23 protein-coding genes, 1 pseudogene and 1 riboswitch are annotated in these 25,999 nt (G+C 63.0%); of the genes and pseudogenes, 18 read left to right on the top strand and 6 right to left on the bottom strand.

Features of this window, described 5'->3' with window-relative positions:
- Positions 1 to 228: 228 nt before the first annotated feature.
- Entirely contained in the window at positions 229 to 1,683 is a 1,455-nt protein-coding gene (locus J3P73_RS14490; RefSeq protein WP_130691982.1) for a cobyric acid synthase, read from the top strand.
- Positions 1,684 to 2,234: 551 nt separating this feature from the next.
- A complete protein-coding gene (locus tag J3P73_RS14485) occupies positions 2,235 to 3,005 on the top strand; it encodes an SDR family oxidoreductase (protein ID WP_018074585.1) in 771 nt (256 codons plus the stop codon).
- An 81-nt stretch (positions 3,006 to 3,086) separates the two neighbouring features.
- Here J3P73_RS14485 and J3P73_RS14480 read toward each other — a convergent pair whose 3' ends face one another.
- The gene (locus tag J3P73_RS14480) at positions 3,087 to 4,220 is read right to left on the bottom strand and encodes a helix-turn-helix transcriptional regulator (RefSeq protein ID WP_130691980.1); all 1,134 of its coding nucleotides are present in this window, start codon (positions 4,218 to 4,220) and stop codon (positions 3,087 to 3,089) included.
- A 185-nt stretch (positions 4,221 to 4,405) separates the two neighbouring features.
- Between J3P73_RS14480 and J3P73_RS14475 the strand changes: the two genes are divergently transcribed.
- From J3P73_RS14475 to J3P73_RS14460, 4 genes and pseudogenes are all read left to right on the top strand, one after another.
- Positions 4,406 to 4,891 (top strand): hypothetical protein, encoded by a 486-nt coding sequence (locus J3P73_RS14475; protein ID WP_130691978.1) that lies wholly within the window; start codon positions 4,406 to 4,408, stop codon positions 4,889 to 4,891.
- 42 nt (positions 4,892 to 4,933) lie between these two features.
- Entirely contained in the window at positions 4,934 to 5,206 is a 273-nt protein-coding gene (locus J3P73_RS14470) for a DUF4242 domain-containing protein (protein ID WP_130691976.1), read from the top strand.
- Between the two features lie 89 nt (positions 5,207 to 5,295).
- On the top strand, positions 5,296 to 5,517 hold the full coding sequence (locus tag J3P73_RS14465) for a DUF1127 domain-containing protein (RefSeq protein WP_130691974.1): 222 nt from the start codon (positions 5,296 to 5,298) through the stop codon (positions 5,515 to 5,517).
- 164 nt (positions 5,518 to 5,681) lie between these two features.
- A pseudogene (locus J3P73_RS14460) lies at positions 5,682 to 6,919 on the top strand (adenylate/guanylate cyclase domain-containing protein).
- A gap of 29 nt (positions 6,920 to 6,948) precedes the next feature.
- On the opposite strand, the gene J3P73_RS14455 reads toward J3P73_RS14460, so the two are convergent.
- Entirely contained in the window at positions 6,949 to 8,739 is a 1,791-nt protein-coding gene (locus J3P73_RS14455; RefSeq protein WP_018074591.1) for a chloride channel protein, read from the bottom strand.
- A gap of 253 nt (positions 8,740 to 8,992) precedes the next feature.
- Positions 8,993 to 9,389, top strand: a riboswitch (cobalamin riboswitch).
- Between the two features lie 437 nt (positions 9,390 to 9,826).
- Between J3P73_RS14455 and cobU the strand changes: the two genes are divergently transcribed.
- From cobU to cobO, 4 genes are read left to right on the top strand one after another with little or no spacing between them, the layout of a single operon-like run.
- Positions 9,827 to 10,351, top strand: a complete 525-nt coding sequence (cobU, locus tag J3P73_RS14450) for a bifunctional adenosylcobinamide kinase/adenosylcobinamide-phosphate guanylyltransferase (RefSeq protein WP_130691970.1) — start codon at positions 9,827 to 9,829, stop codon at positions 10,349 to 10,351.
- A gap of 4 nt (positions 10,352 to 10,355) precedes the next feature.
- The gene (cobW, locus tag J3P73_RS14445; protein WP_130770461.1) at positions 10,356 to 11,405 is read left to right on the top strand and encodes a cobalamin biosynthesis protein CobW; all 1,050 of its coding nucleotides are present in this window, start codon (positions 10,356 to 10,358) and stop codon (positions 11,403 to 11,405) included.
- Positions 11,406 to 11,409: 4 nt separating this feature from the next.
- Positions 11,410 to 15,369 (top strand): cobaltochelatase subunit CobN, encoded by a 3,960-nt coding sequence (gene cobN, locus J3P73_RS14440; protein ID WP_207579653.1) that lies wholly within the window; start codon positions 11,410 to 11,412, stop codon positions 15,367 to 15,369.
- A complete protein-coding gene (cobO, locus tag J3P73_RS14435) occupies positions 15,366 to 16,016 on the top strand; it encodes a cob(I)yrinic acid a,c-diamide adenosyltransferase (protein WP_018480804.1) in 651 nt (216 codons plus the stop codon). Before cobN ends, cobO begins: the two co-directional genes overlap by 4 nt.
- Positions 16,017 to 16,021: 5 nt before the next feature.
- On the opposite strand, the gene J3P73_RS14430 is transcribed toward cobO, so the two are convergent.
- The 3 genes from J3P73_RS14430 to J3P73_RS14420 all read right to left on the bottom strand — a co-directional run bounded on the left by J3P73_RS14430 (position 16,022) and on the right by J3P73_RS14420 (position 18,078).
- Positions 16,022 to 16,816 carry a helix-turn-helix domain-containing protein gene (locus J3P73_RS14430; protein ID WP_130691964.1) on the bottom strand — a complete coding sequence of 265 codons (795 nt, stop codon included), beginning with the start codon at positions 16,814 to 16,816 and terminating at the stop codon, positions 16,022 to 16,024.
- Positions 16,816 to 17,229 carry a nuclear transport factor 2 family protein gene (locus J3P73_RS14425; RefSeq protein ID WP_017988609.1) on the bottom strand — a complete coding sequence of 138 codons (414 nt, stop codon included), beginning with the start codon at positions 17,227 to 17,229 and terminating at the stop codon, positions 16,816 to 16,818. The genes J3P73_RS14430 and J3P73_RS14425 overlap by 1 nt, the downstream gene beginning before the upstream one ends.
- 63 nt (positions 17,230 to 17,292) lie before the next feature.
- Positions 17,293 to 18,078: a TSUP family transporter gene (locus J3P73_RS14420; RefSeq protein WP_130693089.1), complete on the bottom strand. Its 786-nt coding sequence runs from the start codon at positions 18,076 to 18,078 to the stop codon at positions 17,293 to 17,295.
- Positions 18,079 to 18,178: 100 nt separating this feature from the next.
- Between J3P73_RS14420 and J3P73_RS14415 the strand changes: the two genes are divergently transcribed.
- From J3P73_RS14415 to J3P73_RS14380, 8 genes are all read left to right on the top strand, one after another.
- On the top strand, positions 18,179 to 18,598 hold the full coding sequence (locus J3P73_RS14415) for a cobalamin biosynthesis protein (protein ID WP_026171077.1): 420 nt from the start codon (positions 18,179 to 18,181) through the stop codon (positions 18,596 to 18,598).
- Between the two features lie 70 nt (positions 18,599 to 18,668).
- Positions 18,669 to 19,622, top strand: a complete 954-nt coding sequence (locus J3P73_RS14410; protein WP_130691962.1) for a nucleoside hydrolase — start codon at positions 18,669 to 18,671, stop codon at positions 19,620 to 19,622.
- A 185-nt stretch (positions 19,623 to 19,807) separates the two neighbouring features.
- The gene (gene cobA, locus J3P73_RS14405) at positions 19,808 to 20,647 is read left to right on the top strand and encodes a uroporphyrinogen-III C-methyltransferase (protein ID WP_130691960.1); all 840 of its coding nucleotides are present in this window, start codon (positions 19,808 to 19,810) and stop codon (positions 20,645 to 20,647) included.
- Entirely contained in the window at positions 20,644 to 21,951 is a 1,308-nt protein-coding gene (locus tag J3P73_RS14400; RefSeq protein WP_130691958.1) for a cobyrinic acid a,c-diamide synthase CobB, read from the top strand. Before cobA ends, J3P73_RS14400 begins: the two co-directional genes overlap by 4 nt.
- On the top strand, positions 21,948 to 23,054 hold the full coding sequence (locus J3P73_RS14395; protein WP_130691956.1) for a threonine-phosphate decarboxylase: 1,107 nt from the start codon (positions 21,948 to 21,950) through the stop codon (positions 23,052 to 23,054). Before J3P73_RS14400 ends, J3P73_RS14395 begins: the two co-directional genes overlap by 4 nt.
- On the top strand, positions 23,051 to 24,031 hold the full coding sequence (cbiB, locus tag J3P73_RS14390; protein ID WP_130691954.1) for an adenosylcobinamide-phosphate synthase CbiB: 981 nt from the start codon (positions 23,051 to 23,053) through the stop codon (positions 24,029 to 24,031). Before J3P73_RS14395 ends, cbiB begins: the two co-directional genes overlap by 4 nt.
- 89 nt (positions 24,032 to 24,120) lie before the next feature.
- The gene (locus tag J3P73_RS14385; RefSeq protein WP_018074603.1) at positions 24,121 to 24,321 is read left to right on the top strand and encodes an ECs_2282 family putative zinc-binding protein; all 201 of its coding nucleotides are present in this window, start codon (positions 24,121 to 24,123) and stop codon (positions 24,319 to 24,321) included.
- A 146-nt stretch (positions 24,322 to 24,467) separates the two neighbouring features.
- Positions 24,468 to 24,899, top strand: a complete 432-nt coding sequence (locus J3P73_RS14380; RefSeq protein WP_018074604.1) for a L,D-transpeptidase — start codon at positions 24,468 to 24,470, stop codon at positions 24,897 to 24,899.
- Positions 24,900 to 24,943: 44 nt separating this feature from the next.
- Here the strand turns inward: J3P73_RS14380 and J3P73_RS14375 are convergent, their stop codons facing one another.
- Positions 24,944 to 25,666 carry a Crp/Fnr family transcriptional regulator gene (locus J3P73_RS14375; RefSeq protein ID WP_024322088.1) on the bottom strand — a complete coding sequence of 241 codons (723 nt, stop codon included), beginning with the start codon at positions 25,664 to 25,666 and terminating at the stop codon, positions 24,944 to 24,946.
- Positions 25,667 to 25,999 lie beyond the last annotated feature (333 nt).

The raw sequence follows: 25,999 nt of genomic DNA, 5'->3' as shown, positions 1-25,999 counted from the left end.
TGACCGCCGCTTCTCCGGTTCAGGTAGTGCGTACCGGAGAAAGCGAGCTTCGCCGTGTAAGGGCGAAGACGCCTGAGTTTTCGGCAAACCGCGCAGAGCCAAGGCCATGCGCGGTTTTCGCGTTTGCGCGGGAACTTGCCCAAGCCAAGTCTTGGCCCGGGCCAAGCTTGACCCGAGGTTGCCGCCCATTGTAGGCCTCGCCTGAACGAGAAGCGGATGTGAGCCACCATGGCAAGAGCGATCATGCTGCAGGGAACCGGCTCGGATGTCGGCAAGACGGTTCTGGTTGCGGGCCTTTGCCGGTTGGTGGCCAATCGCGGGCTGACTGTCCGGCCGTTCAAGCCACAGAACATGTCGAACAATGCGGCGGTCGCGGATGATGGCGGCGAGATCGGTCGCGCGCAGTGGCTGCAGTCGCTGGCCGCGCGCGCGCCATCCTCGGTGCACATGAACCCGGTGCTGCTCAAGCCGCAATCGGAAAATGGCAGCCAGATCATCGTGCAGGGCAAGGTGTTCGGACAGGCGACAGGACGGGACTACCAGCGGCTGAAGCCTCAGCTACTCGGCGCCGTGCTCGAAAGTTTCGAAAAAGTGGCTGCGGGTGCCGACCTCGTTATCGTCGAGGGCGCCGGATCGCCGGCCGAGATCAATCTCAGGGCCGGCGATATCGCCAATATGGGCTTTGCGACGCGGGCCGGCGTGCCGGTCGTGCTTGTCGGCGATATCGACCGCGGCGGCGTCATCGCTTCGCTGGTCGGCACGCATGCGATCCTCGACAGTGCCGACCGGGCGATGATCTCGGGCTATATCATCAACAAGTTCCGTGGCGACGTCTCGTTGTTTGACGACGGTATCCGCGCCATCGAAGGTTTTACCGACTGGCCGTGTTTCGGCATCGTGCCGTGGCTGAGGGGTGCTGCGCAGCTGCCGGCCGAGGATTCGGTCGTGCTCGAACGGCTGGCGAGGGGCGGGACGGGTGCGCTGAAGATCGCCGTGCCGGTGCTGCCGCGCATCGCCAATTTCGATGATCTCGATCCGCTGCGCGCCGAGCCCGATGTCGAGCTGGTCTTCGTAAAGTCCGGCGAACGCCTGCCTGAGGATGCGGCGCTCACTATCCTTCCCGGCTCGAAATCGACCATATCGGATCTCGACAATTTCAGGGCTCAGGGCTGGGACCGCGATCTCCAGGCGCATGTCAGGCGCGGAGGCCGAGTGATCGGCATCTGCGGCGGCTACCAGATGCTCGGCCGCATGGTGCGCGACCCGCTCGGCATCGAGGGCGGGACGCTGGAGACGCCGGGGCTTGGGCTTCTCGATGTCGAAACCGACATGGCGCCGGAGAAGACCGTGCGCAACAGCGCTGCCCGCTCGACCGAATATGACGCGCCGCTTGCCGGCTACCAGATCCATCTTGGCATCACCCGCGGCCCGGATTGCGATCGGCCTTCGGCGATCATCGATGGAGCACCTGACGGTGCGCTTTCGGCCGACGGCCGGATCATGGGCACCTACCTGCACGGGCTGTTTGCCAGCGACGCCTACCGCGCCCGTCTGCTTCAAAGCTTCGGGCTCTCAGGCGAAGGCGGAAACTACCGCGAAAGCGTCGACCGGGCGCTTGACGAGGTCGCGAACGGCCTGGAGAAACATCTCGATCCGCGCTGGCTTGCCGGGCTGCTCGGCTAGAGCGGTTCAGCTCTTCAGGAAAGCGCAGAACGGTTCCAAGATGTTGCGATATGGCGCACGCCTGACAGAGGCGAAGCCTGCCCTCGACGCGTCCGAGCGCGGATAATATCGCCGTTGAAGTCATCGATGCGGACGTTCCGTCTGGGTATGGAACGTTTTCGGGCGGCAGCTGTTGAATCGTCGGCTTTTGCGAAGAGGCTTATCCCTGCCTCAAAAACTGCGCCGCACGACTATCCCGATAGTCGGCCTCAAATCGCAAAGGCCAAGGGCGAATTGATCTGACGCGAGGCGAGCCCATGAAAATGTTAATGATGATCATCGTCGGAGCAATGATAGCGTCTGTCCTAGGCATCCTGGTAATCAAGCCATTCGATCGAGGCGGCAATAAGAGCGATACGCCGCCGCCAGTCATCCAACAGCCGGAGCCGAAGTGACCGCACTGCAGGTCAAATCTATCGGGGAACTTGCGCCCATCGGCTGCCATTCGCTCTTGCTAAATTAGTTGACTGAGTCCATTAATTGTGGCGCGGACGATTGAGAGCGATGAAACCATGAGCATATTGGAGAGATTTTCACTGGCGGGTCAGGTGGCGCTAGTGACTGGCGGCGGCCGAGGTCTGGGTTTCGAGATGGCGAGCGCCCTTGCCGAGGCCGGTGCGCATGTCATCGTCACCGGGCGCACGACGGCGACGCTAGAAGATGCCGTCAGGACCATCCGGGCTGCGGGCGGCACGGCGGAGGCGGCCGTGTTCGATATCGCCGACCGCGGGGCCCAGCGTGCTGTGATGGCCGAGATCGACAAGATCCACGGCCGTCTTGATATTCTGATCAACAATGTCGGCGCCCGCGACAGGCGGCCGTTGGCCGAATTCGACGATGAGGCCGTCTTAGAGCTGCTGCGCACCGATCTGGCCGCGGCGATAACGCTTTCCCGGGACGCCAGCGTGCTGATGAAGCGGCGCAATTATGGCCGCCTGATCGCAGTCACCTCGATCAGCGGCCATGTCGTCATGCCCGGCGACTGCGTTTATCCAGCCGCCAAGCAGGGTCTGACCGGCCTGATGCGCGCCATGGCGGTCGAATTCGGCCCGCACGGCATCACCAGCAACGCGATTGCGCCCGGCTGGTTCGCCACCGAGACGAACGCCGCGATGGCGGCGAACGAGGAGTTGATGCCCTTCGTGCGCCAGCGCATCCCGGTCCAGCGCTGGGGACGCCCTGACGAAATCGCCGGCGCGGCGCTGTTTCTCGCAAGCGCCGCCGCCTCCTTCGTCAACGGCCATGTGCTGACGGTCGACGGCGGCATGACGGTCACGATGTAAGCGGAGATGCCCTGAGGCGCCGTGCCGCCGGCGCGCCTTTTCGCCTCTTCCGCCGATCGGCCGAAGTTTGATGTCGAGATGTTACGTGCGCCTGACAGGTGGGCTGAGTTCGCGTACGAGCTGCTGCAGGCTGCGCTGGTCTTCCGCTCCCGTCTTGTCGTAAATGGCAGCCAGTTGCGATTTCACGGTGCCGTCGGCAACGCCCTGTGCATTTGCGATCTCGGATCGCGTCATGCCTTCGGACACGTAGCCGACCACGCGCCGTTCGGCAGGCGTGAGGGCAAAAAGGGCCGCAATGGCCTCGACGGCCGACTGGATCACCGTTCCCGCCGCGGCGAGGAAGATCGCCGCAGCCGCCCGGCTTTCAAAGCGTCCCCTTTCTGTGCGCCGCTGCAGCGGCAGAACGTGAGCGACGGCGGGGCGTTCCGCCGAGGCAAGGGGAACGTCGATGCCGGCGGCCGCGAGACTGATTTCGTCGCGCGCGCCAAGCGCCACGGCGTTGGAAAGGGCGGCGCCTGCATAACTGTAGCGAGCGGCCAGACGGCCTGAAAGCGAGTGGACCACGTGCTGCTCGCGCAGCCGTGCTTCGGCGGCTCCATTGGCGAAGAGGATTGTCATGTCTTCTGCAACGATGAAGACCGCATGATCGAGGGCGTCGATGACCTCCCTTAGGACGGCGGCTTCGGCGCGCTCCATCTCGAACATGTCGTGGATCGTCACGGCACGGCGGATATGAGGGCCGAGCAGACCGACGATGTCGAAGACACGTCGTTCGCTCGGTTCGTATTGCACCGAAATGTTGATCGTCCCGACACGGGTCGGGCGCTTCAGCACGGCCATGTCGATCGAGTTTAGAACCCCATACCTGGCATGAAAGTTCTGGTACAGCGCACCGCTCTTCCAGACGGCTTCGCCATCGGGTCCATAGAGGGAAAACATCCGCTCCAGCGTATCCGGCTGATCGATCTCCATTCGGTGGAGAAGGTGGAAGAACGGGACGTCCTTCGCATGCGCGACGAGGGTGCGGATGGCCTCTCTGTCGTCGCAGGCGATCTGGGCCAGCCGTGCGGACCGCGTGGTGGTGTCGAAGACGGCAAGCGTGGTTAGAAAACCATTCACCTGACCATTGATCAGACGAAGAGCGTTCGGCCAGGCATCCTCCCGGGCCACGCAATCATAAATAGCGCCAATAATTTCCGACAGCTGCTGTTCCATGATCACAATCCTGCATCAGCCCGGCCAGCCCGGTCAATTATCGCCGGCCATGGCGCCTTCATTTCCGGGATTTGCGGAAGATTTCATCCCCCACGCGGGAGATGTTTCATCGCGCGGATTTTTTACAACGCACTGCCAGCCGGAATCCAATCGGCTTGGACAACCAGAAATTGGAGGCAATCTTTATGAAAGCGACAAAAGCGCCGATCGCGGCGCTTCTCATTATGGCAGCTCTTCCGGCTGCAGCGCTCGGCGGCGGCGGCCTGCCGGAACAGGTCCGGGAGGCCAATGCGCGCTTCCGGGACGTCAACCAGGCTGTCAAGGAAGGCTATTCGCCGATCCCATGCACCAGCGGCATAGATGGAGGTGCGATGGGCATCCACTATGTCAGTGCCGACCTCATCAAGGATGAGGCCATTGAACTCTCCAAGCCGGAGGCTGTGATGTACGAGCCTGACGAACACGGCAAGATGAAACTCGTCGCTGTCGAATACATCACGACGAAAGGTCCCGCCAATCTCGGCGGCCAGCTGTTCAGTTTCACGAACGCACCGAACCGCTACGGGCTTCCGGCTTTCTACGAGCTGCACGTCTGGGCATGGAAGAACAATCCGAAGGGACCGTTCGCCGACATGAACCCCGACGTCAGCTGCCGGCATGCGCACGGTTGATGAAGCGCTAGGTCACTCAAAACATCATGAAAGGATAAAACAATGCCGCAATTCGTTATCGAACGAAACATTCCAGGTCTCGGGGACATGGACAAGGAAACCCTGCGCGAGATCTCGGCGAAATCCAACGCCGTCGTGGCCTCCCTCGGCGAACCCTATACCTGGATTACCAGCTATGTGACCGGGGACAAGATGTACTGCGTTCATGAGGCCGAGAGCGCCGAAGCGGTCTATCGGCACGCGGAAAAGGGTGGTTTTCCGGCGGACCGCGTGACGGAGATCACGACGCTCATCGGCCCACATTCGGCGCACTAGGATGTCGGAACCGGCCGGCGAACGAGTCGCCGACCGGTTCTCCGGGTTGCGATCTTGCCACCGGCACGCGCAAATTCATGGGGATCACAATGAACGAGAAGCTCTTGTCCGGCGCGGTCGAGCTGCGACTGCGCAAAGTGATGGTGCTGCTTACCTCTCCGCTGCGCGCCGTTATCGTCTGGCGGAGCAGGCGATCGGTAGCAAATCGCCTTGGCGCCTTGCCAGATCACATGCTGAAAGACATTGCCGTGTCGAGGGGCGAAATACCCTTCGTCGCCTCACAGGATGCAGACTGGAGCAGGTTCCGCTAGCGTGTCGTGGCGGGCGTCCGCATCGGGCGTAAAACCTCGCAGTGCCTCGATACCGGTATCAATCTCTCTGCCATCTGCCCCGCGGTCGTCATGGCCGAGCTCGATGGCTAGAAACATCGGTTTGGCCGGGCTATCACTGGATGTCGTGGTGACCCGGTTCGGCATTGCCGCCCATTTGCCCGATTTGCCATCATAAGATTGTGGCGGCTCATGTGGAGGTTCGGAAATTAGCAATCATATTCAGTGGCTTATAGAACATGGAATCACAGCTGAGCATATTGCTGAGCTGATAGCCGGATTGTGCGATCGGTTGATCGCGGATGGCTTTCCGATTTGGCGGGGAAGCATTTCAATGCCGTCTATTCATCCCATGTATGGCGGCGTCTCGGCCAATTTCGTGCGCGGCGGTGTGACCACGATCGAGAATGCCGAATATGGCACTGCGGGAGTGCTGAATTTCGAGAAGACTCCGATCTATTTTCTTTTGGGCCGTGGCGAAACGTCAGGTCGCTGGAACATCGCTAAGGGTGAGGGTGTCGATGACTACCCGCAGCTTGCGGAATTCGCGCATGGCGGCGGCACGGATCACCTGGTCAGCCTGCTGGAATTCCCGAAAGAGGCTGCGCTGCGTGGAGTCAGTCTGTCTCTCACAAGCGATAGGCCGGGCGGATTTTCTGATGATCAACTGGCGATCGTCGCGAAGCTTTTCCCAGCGCTGGGGCTGGCTTGTTATCGTATTGCGGCATCGAAAACCGCATCGGATATCCTTGCCGTCTATACAGGCGCCAAGACCAGTGCACGCATCCTTGCAGGCGATATTCAGAGGGGAAAGGGAGGGGCGATCAATGCTGCGATCCTGCTTGCGGACCTGAGAAACTTCACTGCGTTGACCGAGGTTTATCAGCCGGGCGAAATCGCCGGGTTTCTGAATGAACATTTCGAGCTGATCGGCTGGCATGTCGAGGAAAATTCGGGCGAGATCCTTAAGTTCATGGGCGATAGCGTGCTGGCGATCTTTCCGACCGATGCTGAAGATCCGCAAAAGGCCTGCATGGCCGCACTGGCTTCCGCAAGGAATATTCTAGAAGCCAACAAGGTGCTGAATGGTCAGCGGAGGAATGATGGAGGTCCTGACATCGGCGTCGATGTCGTGCTGCATCTCGGCGAGGTCTTCTACGGAAATATCGGCGCACGCGGCAGGCTTGATTTCACGGTGATCGGCAGCGCCGTCAACGAGGCTTCGCGCCTCGAAAAACTCTGCAGCACGCTCGGACATCACCTTCTGATGTCGGAAAGCTTCGCCGTCACCTGCGCCGTCGCCAACGAATGTCTGGGATCTTTCGAATTGCGCGGGGTTTCGAAAGCGGTAAACGTGTTCAAGCTCGCCGATGCGGTATCCTGAAGCGTCGATCCGGTCGGCGCGATGACGGATCAGATCTCACCTGAGACCTCACGGCGGCGGCGGTCGAGTTCTTCGCTGTAGCGGCGCAGCGTATAGCTTTCGCTGAGTTGGCCGATCACCTTGCGTTCGATGAGGTTGTTGACGACGGCGAGTGCTTCGCTTTCGCTCTTGTCGAAGATCGCGGCCGCCTGCCTTGCATTCATCTGCGGCTGCAGGAAATCGTTGCGGTAGTGGATGAAATCGGCAAGCGTCTTGCCCTCGTCCTGCGCATCGGTCGGGTTGGCGTAAATCTCAGGCACGAGCACGAGGCCCGCATATTTGTCGCTCTCCTCGACCAGGATGACGCGCTGGGTCGAGCCGATCGGGAAGGCCTGCTTGAATTCCTCCAGAGAGATGCCCGCCCTTGCCGTCTTGACGTCGGCGCGCATCAGCTTGTCGACCGTCAGATTGCGGATCCAGCCGACATCATGCGCGCTGCGGATGCTTTCGCCGCGCAGATGAAAGCGCCATGTGGCAAAGGAGTAGCCGAAGGTCGAGCGCACGACGAGCGAGGAGGTGATGACGGCAGCGAGCACCAGCGCCGTGATCGGAAAATCGCCGGTGATTTCGAGCGCCAGGAACGTCATGGTCAGCGGCCCGCCGATGACGGCCACGGCAAGCGAACTCATGCCGACAACGGCATAGATGACGGGCGTCAGCGTCGCATCGGCGAAATAGGGGCCGCAATAGGCAAAGAGCTTGCCGAGCAGGGCGCCCATGAACAGCGAGGCGAAGAATAGCCCACCCCTGAAGCCGGAGCCGATCGAGATCGCCGAGGCGAAGGATTTCAAGAGGAAGAGGCCGATCAGCGTCGGGATTGCCACCTCACGGGAAAGGTTGAGATGCAGCGCGCCGTGGCCGGCCGAGAGCACCTGCGGCGAGATCATCGCCAAGAGCCCGACGATGATGCCACCGAGTGCCGGGCGGAAGGGTGGGGCGATCGAACTCTTGCGCGCCAGTTCTTCGACAAAGGCGACGCCCTGCATGATCAGGATGCCGACGCCGGCGCAGAAAGCACCGAGCAGCAGCGCCGGGATATAGTCGGCCGGCACGACCGAGCCAAAGCTGCCGATATCGATGGTGAAATCGCTGCCGGCGAGTAACCTTGCGATCAGGGTGGAGACAAGGGCGGAGACGACGACAGGCGTCAGCGAGACGATCGTATAGGTGCCGATGATCAGCTCGAAGGCATAGAAAGCACCGGTCAGCGGCGCGTTAAAGGCGGCGGCGATGGCGCCCGCCGCGCCGCAGCCAACGAGGGTGCGCAGGTCCGAGCGGCGAAGCTGCAGCTTCAGGCCGAATTTCGAGGCGAGGCCGGCGGCAAGCTGGGTATAGCCGGCCTCCAGGCCGACCGAGGCGCCGAAACCGTTGGAGATCAGGTTCTGCACGGCAACGATGATGCTGTCGGTCAGGGACAGGCGGCCGCCATGCAGCGCATTGGCCTCGATCGGGTCGACCATCGGCTTCTTGCGCCGTTTCGCCAGCACGAAAAGCAGCAGGCCGAGCAGGGCGCCGCCGATGACGGGGGCGGTGAGCAGCAGCATCTTGTTCTCGATCTCGGACGAGCTCAGTCGTTCGCTGTCGGCGATGCCGAAGACCAGCTGATGCAGCTCATTGGAGACGTAGCTCATGCCAGTGACGGCAAGACCCGAGATGATGCCGACGACGGCGCCCGCCAGCGATAGGCCGACCTCGCTACGCCGGGTCAGCGCCCGCAAGCGTCCCGGATCGAAGAAAACACGCAGCGCGCGGAAACGGCGCCGATCCAATTTCATAAGCATGGCAAGACAACTAGGCAGGGAGAGGCCTGGTCAAGGGCGAAGGCGCAGTCCGCTTGCGTCGCAATTGCGGCGAAAACCCGGCGGACGGGATAAATATTTGTGACGTAAGTCTCTGATAAATGACGATGTTTTAGGTAGAGTAAGTCGTGTTGGAGCAGGCATTCCGGCTGGCCGTCAATTGGTCGACCGCCAAGGCCGGTTGACTTCACCCCTGCGCTTGCCTAACCATCCCGATAACGGATGGCCGACTGACCATCCTGACATAACGGATGGTTCCGGATCGGTGTTACGCCCTTCCGGATGAAAAGGGAATGTGACGGGGCGGACCCAAGCCGGGCGCCTTCATCACAGCCGACCCCGCGACTGTAGAGCGGTCAGGGTCTTCCATCCGGCACTAAGCCCTTCCGGCCGGCGGCTTGCAATCATGCAAGCGGGCGGGACGGGCGACATGCCGGAAAAGCCACTGGATATGCATGGTGATCAACCGGGGTCGGACGCCTCTCAAGTCTACGAATCGTCCACCTTTTCACTGATGCAGCCGGGAAGGCGAGGATGATCCGCTGGCACGATCAGGGCGACCGGTTTCCGGTCTGCCCCGATCGCGGCCGATAACCGCGAGCCAGGAGACCTGCCATGCGTGCCGGGCGAGAAGCCCACACCTGGGCACTATGCCCGTTGCCAGCACGGAGGTTGTCTTGGCTGAACGATTGAATTCGGCGCGGCCTGGTGCGGCGCGACGGGGGGGTGCTTTCCTCTCCTCCCTCACTCCTGTGCTTGTGACAGGAATCCAGTGTGCCCAAGTCCTTGGGCACGGAAAACTGTGGGTCTTTCGTTGTTGCGCTTCATTTGCGCTCAGCACATTCGCGGCTTTGCCGCTCACCCCCTCATCCGGCTGCCGCCACCTTCTCCCCGCTGGGGAGAAGAGGAATGCCGCAACGGCTCGGTCCTTCTCATCCCGCAGAGGTCAGAGAGACGACCTTAGACTATGGCTTGCTCCCTCTTCTCCCCAGCGGGTAGAAGGTGGCCCGAAGGGTCGGATGAGGGGGGGCACACGGCGTGCCCTATCTGATCAACGGACCGTTTGCATATGATCGCCGCCGCCTCCAACACCGTCTTCATCCTCGGCGGCGCACGTTCCGGCAAATCCCGATTCGCCGAAGACCTCGTGACGGCCACCGGACTCGACCGCCATTACCTTGCGACCGGCCGCGCATGGGACGAGGAGATGCAGGCGCGCATCGCCCAACACAAGGTCGACCGCGGCCCGTCCTGGGTGACGCATGAAGAGCCGCTCGATCTTGTCGGCAAACTTACCGCCATCGACGGCGAGGGGCGCATCGTGCTCATCGACTGCCTGACGCTCTGGGTCACCAATCTGATGATGGAGGAGCGCGACATGGCGGCGGAATTTGCCGGGCTTGCCGATTTCCTGCCCGCCGCGAAGGCGCGGCTCGTTTTCGTCTCCAATGAGGTCGGTCTCGGCATCGTGCCCGACAATCGCATGGCGCGGGATTTCCGTGATCATGCCGGCCGGCTGCACCAATCAATCGCCGCGAAGGCCGCCGAAGTTTATTTCATCGCGGCAGGCCTGTCGCTGAAAATGAAGGGTTAAGTCCATGAACCAGCAGAAGATTCCCGCAACCGTCATCACCGGCTTCCTCGGCGCCGGCAAAACGACGATGATCCGCAACCTGCTCACCAAGGCTGGCGGCAAGAAGATTGCGTTGATCATCAACGAATTCGGCGATCTCGGCGTCGACGGCGACGTGCTGAAGGGCTGCGGCGCGGAGAATTGCACGGAGGACGACATCATCGAGCTGACCAATGGCTGCATCTGCTGCACCGTCGCCGATGATTTCATTCCGACGATGACCAAGCTGCTCGAGCGCAAACATCGGCCCGACCATATCGTCATCGAGACCTCGGGCCTTGCTTTGCCGCAGCCGCTGGTCGCCGCCTTCAACTGGCCCGACATTCGCACCCAAGTGACCGTCGACGGCGTCATCACGGTGGTCGACAGCGCCGCCGTTGCCGCCGGTCGTTTCGCCGACGACCACGATGCGGTCGATGCGCGCCGGGCCGAGGATGAGTCGCTCGATCATGAGAGCCCGATCGAGGAGCTGTTCGAGGACCAGCTCACCTGCGCCGACCTCATCGTGCTCAACAAGACCGACCTGATCGATGCCGCCGGCCTTATCAGGGTGCGTGACGAGGTCGCCTCCCGCACCGTCCGCAAGCCGGTCATGATCGAGGCACGGAACGGCGAGGTGTCGGCCGGCATCCTGCTCGGCCTCGGCATCGGCACGGAGGGCGATGTCGCCAATCGCAAGTCGCATCACGAGTTGGAGCATGAGGACGGTGCGCCGCACGACCATGACGAATTCGACAGCTTCGTCGTCGAGCTTGGCCCGGTCGCGGATCCCGCCGGCTTCATCGAAGCGCTGAAGACGATCATATCAGCCCATGACGTGCTGCGCCTAAAAGGTTTCGTCGATGTGTCAGGCAAGCCGATGCGTCTGCAGCTCCAGGCCGTCGGCAGCCGCATCGACCATTATTTCGACCGCGCCTGGGGCGCGAGCGAAAAGCGCGCCACGCGCCTTGTCGTCATCGGCCTGCACGAAATGGATCAGGACGCGGTGAGGGCGGCGATCGAAGCGCTGGCGTAACCCGATGCATCTGCTTCTGGCTCAACAGGGAACGATCAGCGACGGCGAGGAGGCAATCGACCTCGGGCAGACGCCGGGCGATATCCTGTTCCTGTCGGCGGCCGACAGCGAGCTTGCCGCGATCGCCGCCGCCCATCGCGATCGTGGGGCGGCGCCGTCGCTCCGGCTCGCCAGTCTGATGAGCTTGAAGCACCCGATGTCGGTCGATACATATGTCGAGCGCACGGCAAGGCATGCGAAGCTGATCATCGTGCGGGCGCTCGGCGGCGCCAGCTATTTCCATTATGCGCTGGAGGCGCTGCATGCAGCGGCAGCGCGCGCCGGTGCGCTGATCGCGGTGCTGCCGGGCGATGCCAGGCCGGATGCGGGGCTGGTGCCTTTCTCCAATGTTGATCTCGACGATCTCAACGCGCTCTGGGCCTATCTGATCGAGGGCGGCGATGCCAACGCGCAGGCGTTTCTCGACTATGCCGGGGTGATGCTGTCGGGAGCCGAGAAGCCGGCGCCGGCGGTGCCATTGATGAAGGCGGGTATTTGGTGGCCGGGACGGGGTTTGATCGGGGTCGAGGAGTGGCGGCGGGTTACCGATTCCCCCTTCTCCCCAGCGGGGAGAAGATGCCCGACAGGGCAGATGAGGGGGGCGAGCGACGGAGGGAGCGAGCAGCAGGATTGGGACGCCGGAGTTTGTCGAGCCACCCCCTCATCCGACCCTTCGGGCCACCGACCAGGGTTGAGCCACGGGTCTCAACCCGTCCTTCGGACCCCCGCTGGGGAGAAGAGGGAGCAAGCCGAGAAGCCGACAATCGCCATCAGCTTCTACCGCGCGCTCGTCCAAAGCGGCGAGACCGCGCCGATCGAAGCTCTCATCGAAGCGCTGACGACACTCGGCCTCCGGCCGCTGCCGGTCTTTGCTTACAGCCTCAAGGATCCGGTTTCGACAGGCATTCTCGAAAGCGTATTTTCGGTGCTGAAACCCGATGTCGTCATCAATACGACGGGCTTTGCCGTCTCGGCACCGGGTGCGGACCGGCAGCCGACGGTGCTGGAGGCGAATGAGGCGATCGTGCTGCAGGCGATCTTGTCGGCCTCGTCGAGAGAGGCATGGGCGGCTTCCTCGCAGGGCTTGTCGGCGCGCGATCTCGGCATGAACGTGGCGCTGCCCGAGGTCGATGGCCGGGTGCTGGCGCGGGCGGTCTCCTTCAAGACGGCGGCCCGCTACGATGCGCTGGTCGAGACCAATATCGTCGCCAGCCAGGCTGATGCCGGGCGGGTGCGCTATACGGCGGAGCTTGCCGCCAATTGGGCGCGTTTGCGGAAGACATCAGCCGGCGACCGGCGTATCGCGCTCGTCATGGCGAACTATCCGAACCGCGACGGTCGGCTCGGCAATGGCGTCGGCTTGGATACGCCGGCCGGCACCATCGAGGTGCTTCGCGCCATGCGGGCGGCGGGTTATCCGGTCGCTGACCCTCCGGCCGATGGCGACGCGCTGATCCGCCACCTGATGGAAGGGCCGACCAATTCCGGTTCTGACGGAAAAATCATCCGCGAGACGCTTTCCCTGAGTCTGTACAACAGCTTCCTGGAATCTCTTCCCAATAAGATTCAGGATGAGGTGAGAGCCCGCTGGGGCAATCCGCAAAACGATCCGTATTTTCGCGAGGGCGTCTTCGCCCTGCCTTTCGCGCGATTCGGCGAGGTACTCGTCGGCATCCAGCCGGCACGCGGCTACAATATCGATCCGAAAGAGAGCTACCATTCGCCGGATCTCGTGCCGCCGCACGGTTATCTCGCCTTCTACGCTTTCCTGCGCCGCGAATTCGGCGCCCATGCCGTCATCCATATGGGCAAGCACGGCAACCTCGAATGGCTGCCCGGCAAGGCGCTGGCGCTGTCAGAAAGCTGTTATCCCGAGGCGATCCTCGGGCCGCTGCCGCATCTCTATCCCTTCATCGTCAACGATCCAGGCGAGGGCACGCAGGCCAAGCGCCGCAGTGCTGCCGTCATCATCGATCACCTGACGCCGCCGCTGACGCGGGCCGAGAGCTACGGGCCACTGAAGGATCTGGAGGCGCTGGTCGACGAATATTACGAGGCGTCCGGCGGCGATCCCCGCCGCATCCGCCTGCTCAGCCGCCAGATTCTCGATCTCGTGACCGATATCGGTCTCGACCGGGATGCCGGTATCGCCAAGGGCGAAAGCGAAGGCGAGGCGCTGAAGAAGCTCGACGCCTATCTCTGCGACCTCAAGGAAATGCAGATCCGCGATGGGCTGCATGTGTTCGGCCTGTCGCCCGAGGGGCGGCTCTTGACGGACCTGACCGTGGCGCTGGCGCGGGTGCCGCGCGGGCTTGGCGAGGGCGGTGATGCGAGTTTGCAGCGGGCGATCGCGGCGGATGCGGGATTGGGCGGCGGCGTGCGGGGTGCCTCCTCCTTCGACCCTCTCGACACAGACATGGCTGCCGTTTGGACCGGTCCGCGTCCTGATATCCTCGCAGATGTTCTAGATGCCCCATGGCGAACCAACGGAGACACTGTCGAGCGCATCGAACTACTCTCGGCGAAGTTCGTTTCCGGCGAGCGCAAATGCCCCGAGGACTGGAAGGCGACACGGGTGGTGCTCTCCGAGATCGAGATCCGCCTCAAGCCCTCCATCCTTGCCTGCGGCCCGGCCGAGATCGAAGGTTTGCTCAAAGGGCTCGACGGCCGGTTCGTGGCGCCCGGACCCTCCGGCGCGCCGACGCGCGGGCGGCCCGATGTGCTGCCGACGGGCCGCAATTTCTATTCAGTCGACAGCCGCGCCGTGCCGACGCCGGCCGCCTATGAGCTTGGCAAAAAATCGGCGGAACTGCTGGTGCGCCGCTATGTGCAGGATCACGGCGAGTGGCCTGTTTCCTTCGGGCTGACGGCTTGGGGCACGTCAAACATGCGTACTGGCGGCGACGATATCGCCCAGGCGCTGGCGCTGATCGGCGTCAAGCCGCTCTGGGACATGAGTTCGCGCCGCGTCACCGGCTACGAGATCATTCCGCCGGCGATGCTCGGGCGGCCGCGCGTTGACGTGACGCTCCGCATTTCCGGCTTCTTCCGCGATGCCTTTCCCGAGCAGATCGCGCTGTTCGACAAGGCGATCCGCGCCGTCGGAGCGCTTGAAGAGGACGAGGCCGACAATCCGATCGCAACGCGCATGCGCGGCGAGGCGGCAAGGCTTGGTGCCGCCGGCCTGGACGAAGTCTCGGCAAAGCGCCGGGCGGGCTACCGCGTTTTCGGCTCGAAGCCCGGCGCTTACGGCGCCGGCCTGCAGGCGCTGATCGACGAAAAGGGCTGGGAGCGGCGCGCCGATCTCGCCGAAGCCTATCTCGTCTGGGGCAGCTATGCCTATGGCGCCGGCGAGGAGGGCAGGGCCGAACGCGGCCTGTTCGAGGAACGGCTGCGCTCGGTGCAGGCCGTCATTCAGAACCAGGACAATCGCGAGCACGACCTGCTCGACAGCGACGACTATTACCAGTTCGAGGGCGGCATGGCCGCCGCCGCCGAGCAGCTCGCGGGCGCTCGTCCCTCGATCTATCACAACGACCATTCCAAGCCGGAACGGCCGGTGATCCGTTCGCTGGAAGAGGAGATCGGCCGCGTCGTGCGCGGGCGCGTCGTCAATCCGAAATGGATCGCGGGCGTCATGCGCCACGGTTACAAGGGGGCAGCCGAGATCGCCGCCACTGTCGATTATCTCTTTGCCTTCGCAGCAACGACGGGTGCGGTCGGCGAACATCATTTCGAGGCGGTTTACCAGGCCTTCGTCGCCGATCCCGCCGTCGCCGGCTTTATGGCCGAGAAGAACCCTGCGGCATTCGACGAGATGAGAGAGCGGCTGCTTGAGGCGATCGACCGCAGCCTCTGGACGCCGCGCAGCAATTCGGCCCGGTTCGACCTGGCTGCTACACAACAGAATGAGGTGACCCAATGAGCGACGAGACCCCTGATAGCGAGATCGCAGAAGGCGGAGTTGGCAAGGACGACGCGCGCCATGCCGAGAAGATGGCGAAGAAGAAGGCCGCGCGCGACAAGATCATGGCGACCAAGACCGATGGCAAGGGCCTGATCATCGTTCACACCGGCAAGGGCAAGGGCAAGTCGTCTGCCGCCTTCGGCATGATCTTCCGCCATATCGCCCACGGCAAGCCGTCGGCCGTCGTGCAGTTCATCAAGGGCGCGATGTGGACCGGCGAGCGTGACCTGATCGAGAAACATTTCTCCGATCTCTGCCAGTTCCACACGATGGGCGAGGGCTTCACCTGGGAGACGCAGGACCGCGCCCGCGATGTCGCGGCAGCGTCGGCCGCCTGGGAAAAGGCCAAGGAGCTGATCCGCGATGAAAGCAACTCCATGGTGTTGCTCGACGAGATCAACATCGCGCTGCGCTACGACTATCTCGACATCAACGAAGTCGTCGCCTTTCTGAAGAGCGAGAAGCCCCATATGACGCATGTCGTGCTGACGGGGCGCAACGCCAAGGAAGAATTGATCGAAATCGCCGATCTGGTGACCGAGATGGAGCTCGTCAAACACCCCTTCCGCTCCGGCATCAAGGGGCAACCGGGCGTGGAGTTCTGACGCGGTCAGTTGAGCGCGAGGCTGCGCAGGATGGCAGCCGTTTCCTCATCCGCCGGGAAGAAGGACTCGACCGCGAGTTCCGACAAAGTGATTTCGACGGGCGTGCCGAAGACAGTCGTTGTCGAGATCAGGGAAAGCAAACCGGCCTTGGTCAAAAGCTGAAGGGGAACGGCGATGCCGGCATAGTCGGTATGGACCTCGCCAGTAGTTTTAGGCGCTGGATAGGACAGCAACTCCTTCAAAAGCTTGTCCAACATTGGATCGCCCGAAGCCGAGAACTGTTGGCGCAGCCTGCCGATAAGGTGGGCGCGCCACTCGGAAAGGTTTTTGATATGGGGCGCCAATCCTTGTGGATGCAGGCTGAGGCGCAGTACGTTGACGGGTGGTGTGAGCAGAGACTGGTCGGCAACGGCTGAGAGCAGCGGAGCGATGGCCGCATTGGCCGCGATGAGTGTCCAATGGCGGTCGACAGCGATTGCTGGGAAGGGCTCGTGCCCTTTCAGCACCATGTCGATGGCGCGACGGGCCGGTTCCAATGCGGGATCGTCGAGCGCGCGTTCGGCAAAAACAGGAGCGAAACCCGCCGCGAGCAGCAGCGGGTTCCGATCGCGAAGGGGCACGTCGAGCCGTTCGGCAAGATGCAGCAGCATGTCGCGGCTCGGTGTCGAGCGCCCGCTCTCGATGAAGCTCAGATGCCGCTGCGAGATCTCCGCCTCCAGCGCGAGGTCGAGCTGGCTCATGCGGCGGCGCTGGCGCCATTCACGCAGATGGTCTCCAAGGGAGCGGGCGGTCGGCGTCATCAGGCGGCTTCCGGCAGCAAATCTATGAAACCGCGGACAGATTTCAGCTTGCCGCCTTCGAGCTCGGCGAAATCCGTGCCCTTGATTAGCGCATCGCCGTTTTCCGGGCCGAGGCCCCAGGAGAAGCGTAGGTTGTCGCCGTAGCCGTCGGCCGCCCCGATGAGGGCGAAGCGGAAGCCGGGGAAGCGGCTTTGCACCGCCTCGACCAGTGAATTGATCTGCTCATGGCCTTCGCCGCGCATCAGTGGGTCGATATAGGTCGCGGCTTTGCTCCAGCTCTCGGCGATGAGAGCGCGACGGCGAGCGGCATCCGTCTCATTCCAGATGGCGAGATAGCGCTCTGCGTTGGTGTTTGCGTCGTTCATCGGGTCATCTCCTTTTGATCGCCCATCAGTTCCTGGCAGTCCGATCATGCGGGAAGGCGATGCACCTTATCAATTACGCCAGAGGTAATGGAAGATGGTCGAGGGGTCGTGTCAGACGCCGAGCCAGACACGCAGCGGATTTACCGGGTCGGCGAGCAGCTTTACCGCAAGGGCGACGCAGACGATCACGAGCAGCGGCTTGATGAGCTTTGCGCCGATGCGCATGGCCAGCCGCGAGCCCAGCTGTGCGCCGAGGAACTGGCAAGCACCCATTAATAGGCCGATCTTCCAGAGTATCGCGCCGAAGCTTGCGAAGACGATCAGCGCGCCGAAATTCGAGCCGAGATTGAGAAGCTTGGTGTGGGCCGTCGCCTTCAGCATGCCGAAGCCGGCGAGCGTGACGAAGGCCAGCATGAAGAAGGAGCCCGTGCCGGGGCCGAAGACGCCGTCATAGAAGCCGATGACAGGCACCAGCGTCAGACCGAAGATAAAGGGGGTCATGCGGCGGTGGGTGTCGAGGTCGTTGAGGTTCGGCTTGACGGCGAAGAAGATGGCGATCGTCACCAGGAGCACCGGCATGATGGCCTGCAGCACCTGGCCTGGAACGACCGTGGCGAGTGCGGCGCCGAGTGAACCGCCCATGACAGCCATCAGCGCCATCGGCAATTGTTCCGCAAGCTGCACATGGCCCTTGCGGGTATAGGCGATCGTGGCCGAGGCCGCGCCGAAGAGGGACTGCACCTTGTTGGTGCCGAGGGTCTGGAGCGGCGGAATGCCCGCGATCAGCATGACGGGGACGGTGATGAGACCGCCGCCGCCGGCAATGGAATCGACGAACCCGGCAAAGAAAGCCGCTGCGCAGAGCAGCAGAAGCAGATGGAAGGCGATATCGGGCAAGGTGGTATTCCGGGCAGGGATTTCGGACGGCCTTGTTGCATTTGCCGCCCCAAGCTGCAATGGCTGCAAAGACATGGGCAGGGCGTATTTGACGGTTTCCATGAGCGATATCTCTTTCGATACGGCGAGGCGCCACGTGCTCGGCCTCGGCTGCGAGCGCGGGACGCCGCCTGCCGAGGTGCTGGCGCTTGCGATCGAGGCGCTTGACGTAGCCGCTATCGGCGCGGCGGAACTCACAGCCATTGCCTCGATCGACAGCCGAAGACTGGAGCCGGCGATCCTTGCCGTTGCCGCGCATTTTTCCGTGCCTGCCGTGTTTTTCGGCGCGCTGCGGCTGGAGGAGGAGACGCCGCGGCTCGCGAATCCCTCCGCGATCGTCTTTGCCCGCGTCGGCTGCCATGGGGTCTCCGAGGCAGCTGCGCTGGCGGCTGCGGGGCCGGATGCCGAGCTTGCTGTCGCCAAGATCAAATCTGCACATGCGACGGCGGCAGTTGCCCGTAGCGGGTTGCAGAAAGCCTAGTGGACGTTATGGTGGCGCCAATTCGCGGCGCCGTCCGGCTGCTTCACGGTTCACATCTAGAGGATATCTCATGCACAAGGTCATCTATGACACTGACCCTGGCGTCGACGACGCCATGGCGCTTCTCTTCCTGCATCGTCATCCCGAAATCGACCTTCTCGGCATCACCACGGTTTTCGGCAACGCCTCGGTCGAGACGACAACGCGCAATGCGCTCTTCCTCAAGCGCGAATGGAATATTCCGGCACCCGTTTCCAAAGGCGCCAGCGTCACCATCGATTCCTCGCGCGCGGAGCGGCCATGGCCGGCCATGGTGCATGGCGAGAACGGCCTCGGTGATATCGACGTGCCCGAGACGATCGACCTGCCGCTCGATCCGCGCCCGGCGCATCGCTTTATCATTGACACGGTGCGCGCCCATCCAGGCGAAGTGCGACTCGTCGCCGTTGGCCGAATGACCAACCTGGCGCTGGCGCTGAAGGAAGATCCCGAGATTGCGACGCTGGCCAAGGACGTCGTCATCATGGGCGGCAATTTCTATGTGCCGGGCAATGTCTCGCCGGTCGCCGAGGCCAATATCCACGGTGATCCTGAGGCTGCCGACATCGTCATGACCGCGCCCTGGAAGGTCGCCGTCATCGGCCTCGACGTCACCGCGATCACCACGATGAGCCGCAGCTATCTCGGCGAGATGGCGGCTAGGGGTGACAAGGCGATCAAGCAGCTCGACGCACTGTCGCAGTCCTACATCGATTTCTACAAGCACGCGGTTGAAGACGGCATGATGGTGCATGACAGCTGCGCCTGTGTCTATGTCGTGGTGCCGGAGCTGTTCTCGTCGATATCGGGTGCGGTGCGCGTCGTCTGCGGCGGCATCGCCGACGGTCAGACGATCGTCAGGCCGGACGCCCGGCGTTTTCCGCCTGACGGCGCTTGGGATGGCCTGCCGAGCCAGGTCGTCTGCACCGGTATTGAATCGGAGAAGGTCCTCGACCTCATCCGCAACACGCTGCTCGCAGCCTGAGGGATGGGAGAGCCGGCGCATCGCGCCGGCTTTCGATATATGATAATATATTCATATTGTTGTGCCGGTTTTTCGAGAATTCGAATCCGCCTCTTCGCAAAGTGAGTCATGGTCGTCTTAGCAACTTCAAGTGAGGTGATGGGCGCGGCGTTGACCTTGCCCTTTGCGGGGCCTAGATCAGCAGGATGATCGATGCCGCATTCTCCCATCTTCCGGCGCTGGAGCCGGGCAGCGTCTGGCTCGTCGGCGCCGGTCCCGGCGATCCCGGCCTTTTGACGCTGCTTGCCGCCAAGGGGCTTTCCGAGGCCGACGTCATCGTCCACGACGCGCTGGTCAACGAGGAATGCCTGGCGCTGGCGCGGCCGGAAACGCTGGTGGAATATGCCGGCAAACGCGGCGGCAAGCCTTCGGTGAAACAGCGCGACATCTCGCTGCGGCTGGTGGAGCTGGCGCGCGCCGGCAAGCGGGTGCTGCGGCTGAAGGGTGGCGATCCCTTCGTTTTCGGACGCGGCGGCGAGGAGGCGTTGACGCTGGTTGAGCACAACATCCCCTTCCGCATCGTGCCCGGCATCACCGCTGGCATCGGTGGGCTCGCCTATGCCGGCATTCCGGTGACGCATCGCGACATCAACCATGCCGTGACCTTCCTCACCGGCCATGATTCGTCCGGCATCGTGCCCGACAGGATCAACTGGGAGGCGATCGGCCGGGGCTCGCCCGTCATCGTCATGTACATGGCGATGAAGCATATCGCCGAGATCAGCACGCGGCTGATGGCGGCCGGCCGGCTGGCGTCGGAACCCGTCGCCTTCGTCTGCAATGCGGCCACTGGCCGGCAGCAGGTGCTGGAAACGACGCTCGGAGCGGCGACCGAGGCCGTGGCTGTCTCCGGGCTGGAGCCGCCGGCGGTGGTCGTCGTCGGCGAGGTGGTGCGGCTGAGGGCCTCGCTCGACTGGCTCGGCGCACTCGCTGGACGGCGGCTGCAGCCCGATCCGTTTCGCCGGTCCGGCAAGGTGCGAGCATGAGCGGCCTCCTGATCGCAGCCCCTTCTTCCGGCGCCGGCAAGACGACGGTAACGCTCGGGCTGCTCCGAGCGCTTCGCCGGCGCGGCATCGCGGTCGCGCCCGGCAAAGCTGGCCCCGACTATATCGATCCCGCCTTTCATGCGGCAGCGAGCGGCACGCTCTGCCTGAATTTCGATCCCTGGGCGATGCGCCCGGAGCTGATCTCGGCCAATGCCGCGCTTCACCGTTCCGGCGACCGCATCCTCGTCATCGAGGCGATGATGGGGCTTTTCGACGGGGCGGCTGACGGAAGGGGGACGGCGGCCGATCTGGCGGCCCAGCTTGGGCTGTCGGTAGTGTTGGTCGTCGACGCCTCGCGCATGTCGCAGTCGGTGGCGGCGCTGGTTACTGGTTTTGCCGGTTTCCGTGCCGATGTCCGCGTTGCAGGCGTCATCCTCAACAAGGTCGGCAGCGACCGGCACGAGGCGATGCTGCGGCAGGCGCTCGAAGCTATCCGCATGCCTGTCATCGCCGTCATCGGCAGCGACAAAGGGCTTTCGCTGCCGGAGCGCCATCTCGGGCTGGTCCAGGCCGGCGAACATGCCACACTCGACGCCTTCATCGACCATGCTGCGGATGCTGTCTCCGAGGAATGCAATTTCGAGTTCCTGCTGCGCATTGCAAAGCAGGGGCTCAACCGGCCATCGGCCGCCAATATTGACCGGTTGCCGCCGCTGGGCGCACGCATCGCCGTGGCGCGCGATGTTGCCTTTGCCTTTTTCTACGAGCATATGCTGCTCGGCTGGCGCCGCCGGGGTGCTGCGATCTCCTTTTTCTCGCCGCTCGCCGACGAGGCGCCGGCTTTGGATGCCGATGCGATCTATCTGCCCGGCGGTTATCCCGAGCTGCATGCCGGACGGCTTGCAGAGGCGCAGAATTTCCGCGCTGGCATGCTCGATGCGGCAGCGCGCGACATCCGGATCTATGGCGAATGTGGCGGCTACATGGTGCTTGGCGACGGGTTGATCGACGCGGAGGGGCAGCGCCACGAAATGCTTGGCCTGCTGCCCGTCGTCACCAGTTATGCGGAGCGCAAGCGCCATCTCGGCTATCGCCGTGTTGTGCCGCTCGACGGCGCCTTCTTCGCGCGGATGATGACGGCCCATGAATTCCACTATTCCAGCGTCGTCTCGGAAGGCGAGGGCAAGCGGCTTTTTCAAGTGCAGGATGCGCTCGGAACCGATCTCGGTGCCGCCGGTCTCAGGCGCGACCAAGTGGCAGGCTCCTACATGCATCTGATCGATCTTGCCGGAGCCGCGGCATGAGTGCACCGATTGTCCACGGCGGCGGCATCACCGCCGCTGCCGCCGCCTTCGGCGGCAGGCCGGAAGACTGGCTCGATCTTTCCACAGGCATCAATCCGTGCCCCGTCGCGCTGCCTGACATTCCGGCGCGAGCCTGGCACCGCCTGCCGGACAGGCACCTCGTCGATGAGGCAAGGCGCGCGGCGCGCGACCACTACGGCAGCGGCAAGATTCTGCCGCTACCAGTGCCTGGCACACAATCGGTGATCCAGCTTCTGCCACGTCTGGTCGAGGCGGGTAGGCTGGTTGGCGTCACGGCCGAGCGAGTCGATGTGACGGACAACGGGGTTGCCGTGACGGACGATAGGATCGCCGTGACGGACGATAGGATCGCCGTGACGGACAACAGGGTTGCCGTGGTAACGCCAACCTATGGCGAGTATGCGCGCGCCTTCACCTCGGCCGGTTTTACCGTCGACGCGGTCGATAATGTTGCCGCGATCGGGATCGAGCATAGGCTGGCTGTCGTCGTCAATCCGAACAATCCTGACGGACTGGCATGGCCGACCGAAACACTGATTGCCCTGCACGACAGGATGAAGGCAGCAGGCGGGCTTCTCGTCGTCGATGAAGCCTTCGGTGATACCGATCCAGCGCTCAGCCTTGCATCCCGTGCGCCGCAGCTTTCCAACCTCATCATCTTCCGCTCCTTTGGCAAGTTCTTTGGACTTGCCGGCCTCCGGCTCGGTTTCGCGATTGCGCGCGGCGATATTCTCGCGCGTTTCGAAAACTGGCTCGGACCTTGGGCGGTCTCCGGACCGGCCCTTTCGATTGCAGGTTCGCTGCTGCGATCGGACGTTTCTGCTATCCGCAGCCGCATCAACGAACGTTGCACCGGCCTGCATGCCGTGCTGAAGGGCGCGGGGTTGCGGATGGCTGGAGGAACGGCACTCTTCACCCTTGTCGCCGATGCGAGAGCCGGCGACATTTACATGCATCTCTGCCGCCATCATATTCTCGTCCGCAAATTCGGCTATGCGCCGAATTGGCTGCGTTTCGGGCTGACGCCCGATCCGGCGGCAGACAGGCGGCTTGGCGAAGCCCTTCAGAGATTTGAGCGATGACGATCGACGAAAACCTTCTCGTACTGCTTCTGGCGCTGCTGCTCGACCGGATCGCCGGCGATCCGCAATGGCTGTGGTCGCGGATGCCGCATCCCGTCGTCGTCTTCGGCGCGGCGATCTCCTATGCCGACCGGCAGCTCAACCCAGCAAGCCTCACGGGCTCGCAACGCCGAATGAACGGTATCGCCGCCATCCTGGCGCTGCTTCTTTTGACGGTAGCCGCAGGCTTCGTGTTCAACCGGTTCTTCGCGCTGTTCGGCCCTGTCGGCATCTTGCTAGAGACCGGGCTGGTGGCGATCTTCCTGGCGCAGAAAAGCCTTGCCGATCATGTCGCGGACGTCGCCGTCGCGCTGCGCGACGAGGGGCTTACCGGCGGGCGGGCCGCCGTCTCCCGCATCGTCGGGCGCGATCCCGAGACGCTGGACGAGCCGGCCGTCTGCCGCGCGGCGATCGAAAGCCTCGCCGAGAATTTCTCCGACGGCGTCGTCGCGCCGGCGCTCTGGTATGCCGTCTTCGGCCTGCCGGGGCTCTTCGCCTACAAGATGCTGAACACGGCGGATTCGATGATCGGCCATAAGTCGGAAAAATACATCGACTTCGGCTGGGCTGCCGCCCGACTCGACGATGTCGCCAACTGGCCGGCCGCGCGCCTCTCCATCCTGCTGATTGCCGCCGGCGCCTGGATCCGGCGGGGAACAAGCGCCGGCCGTGAGGCGATCCGCGTGGCGATGCGCGACGGGGCCTTGCACCGCTCGCCGAATTCCGGCCGGCCGGAGGCGGCCATGGCGGGCGCGCTGAACGTCCAGCTCGCCGGGCCGCGCATCTATGGCGGCGTCATCGTGCGCGAACCGATGATCAACGACACCGGCCGCGACGTGGCGACCTCGGGCGACATCGAGGACGGCGTATCGGTATTCTACGCCAGTTGCATGGTACTCGCCGGCATCACCTTCGGGCTGTTTTTGTGTTTTCTGTAGGATCGTTGCGTGCATGCCCCCAGTGGACAGGCCAGGCCTAAACGTTTATTCCGACCGCCTCATATCTCCATCAGACCGGAAGCAGAGCGATGACAGTTCAGGTTGAATTACCGTGCCCGAAGTGCAAGAGCACCAAGATGAAGTTCGAGCGGCCCGAGATCCGTGAGACCGACATCATCACTTGTGCGGCCTGCGGGCATAATCTCGGCACGATGGCCTCGATCCGCGAGAAGATGAACAAGGCCTACCAAGGGCTCAAGAAGCCTTCGGCGGCGCGCAAACTCCAGTGAGGCAGGTGCCGCTATCTTCCGGCGCCAGCTCCCGCTTGGCTCGTTAAAATTGTGATTACCATTCGGATTAAAGCAATATAATAAGTATTGCCGTAGTCTCTCTTTCGTGAGGGCGCAATTAAGCTGCGCGAGTTCGAAGAGGGGTTATGATGAAGACGATTTTGGCGGCTGCGGCCGCAAGTTTATTGCTGCAGTTTTCTCCCGTTGCCGCTCAGGCAGCGACGCTGGTCGCCAATATCAGCATCGGCAAGCAGATGATGACCGTTTCCGAGAACGGCTTCGTCAAGTATCGCTGGAAGGTTTCGACCGCGCGCAACGGCTATGTCACGCCGACGGGTTCGTGGAGCGCCAAGTGGCTGTCGCGCGATCATCGCTCACGCAAATACGACAATGCGCCGATGCCGTTTGCGGTGTTCTTCAACGGCGGTTACGCCGTTCACGCCACTTTCGACCTGAAGCGCCTGGGCACGCCGGCCTCGCATGGTTGCGTGCGCCTGCATCCCAACAATGCAGCCGAGTTCTTCTCGCTGGCGCGGCAGGCCGGGCTTGCCAATACCCGCGTGGTCATTACGCGCTGATCCCGGATCAGCGCCTGACCCCGATGTCGGGAGATGATCCCGTTCTATGCGCTGATCATCCGCTCCAGCTCATCCATGTCGGGCACGATGATATGTCGGAAGTTCTCGATGCGAATGACGCCGCTCTTGCGCAGCCTGGTCATCTGGCGGCTGACGGTTTCGATCGTCATCCCGAGAAAATCGGCGATCTCGGCGCGGGACAGCGGCAGGTCGAAAGCGGTGCTCGTGGCGGTCTGCGGTTCGGCGTGTGTAGCGATCAGGTAAAGCAGGCTTGCGACTTTCTCGCCTGCGGTGCGCCGGCCGAGGGTCAGCATCCATTCGCGCGCGGCGTCCAGCTCCTTTAGCGCCTGATCGTGCAGGCTGCGCTGCAGCTCCGGCGTCTCGGATATCATTCGGTCGAGCAGGTTGCGGGGAAAGACGCAGATTTCGGCATCGGTCGCAGCCTCAGCCGACAGCGAGCTTTCACGGATGAAGGGTCTGCCGACGAAATCGGGGGCGAATTGCAGGCCGACGATCTGCTGGCGCCCGTCCTGCATCACCTTGCAGAGCTTCACCACCCCGCGCATGATGTTCGAATAGAAAGAGCTTTCCGACCCTTGGGCGATGATCTCGCAGCCGGCCTCGATCTTGCGGCGCAGAGAGTGGCGGTTGAGTTCTCTCAATTGACCGCTCGACAGGGCGCCGCAGACGACGCCGTGCCGCGCCTGGCAGGAAGCGCAAGCGACGGGAGTGCCGGTCTCGAAAAGCTCACTGCGGGCAACATCCATGTCCTGATCCCTTTTGAAATCCTCGTATGGCTGGCACGACTGGCGCGTCCGGCATGGCCAGCATGCCCCAGCGCCGCTTGAGGATTATCAATTTTGCCGGGATCGCTGTTTGATCTAGATCAAAGCATGCCCGCCCGTGGGTTTTGTCAGGAGCCGCGCTTGCCCGGTGCGAGGGCCATCCACGGATTTGATTCGGACGGCTTCTCCGATCTGCCGGCGCGGCGGGCCTTCCACAGAGGTCTCGCCTTCCGCCTCGACGCCTGTTCGGATGACCGCAAAGGCCGGCATTCCATTGCTGTTTAAGCAACACCCGATCGGCAAATTGCCATTGTG

Source organism: Rhizobium ruizarguesonis (assembly GCF_017357285.1).
Lineage (GTDB): Bacteria > Pseudomonadota > Alphaproteobacteria > Rhizobiales > Rhizobiaceae > Rhizobium > Rhizobium ruizarguesonis.
Note: the sequence above shows the minus strand (reverse complement) of the source record. Positions and strands in the feature narration are given on the sequence as shown.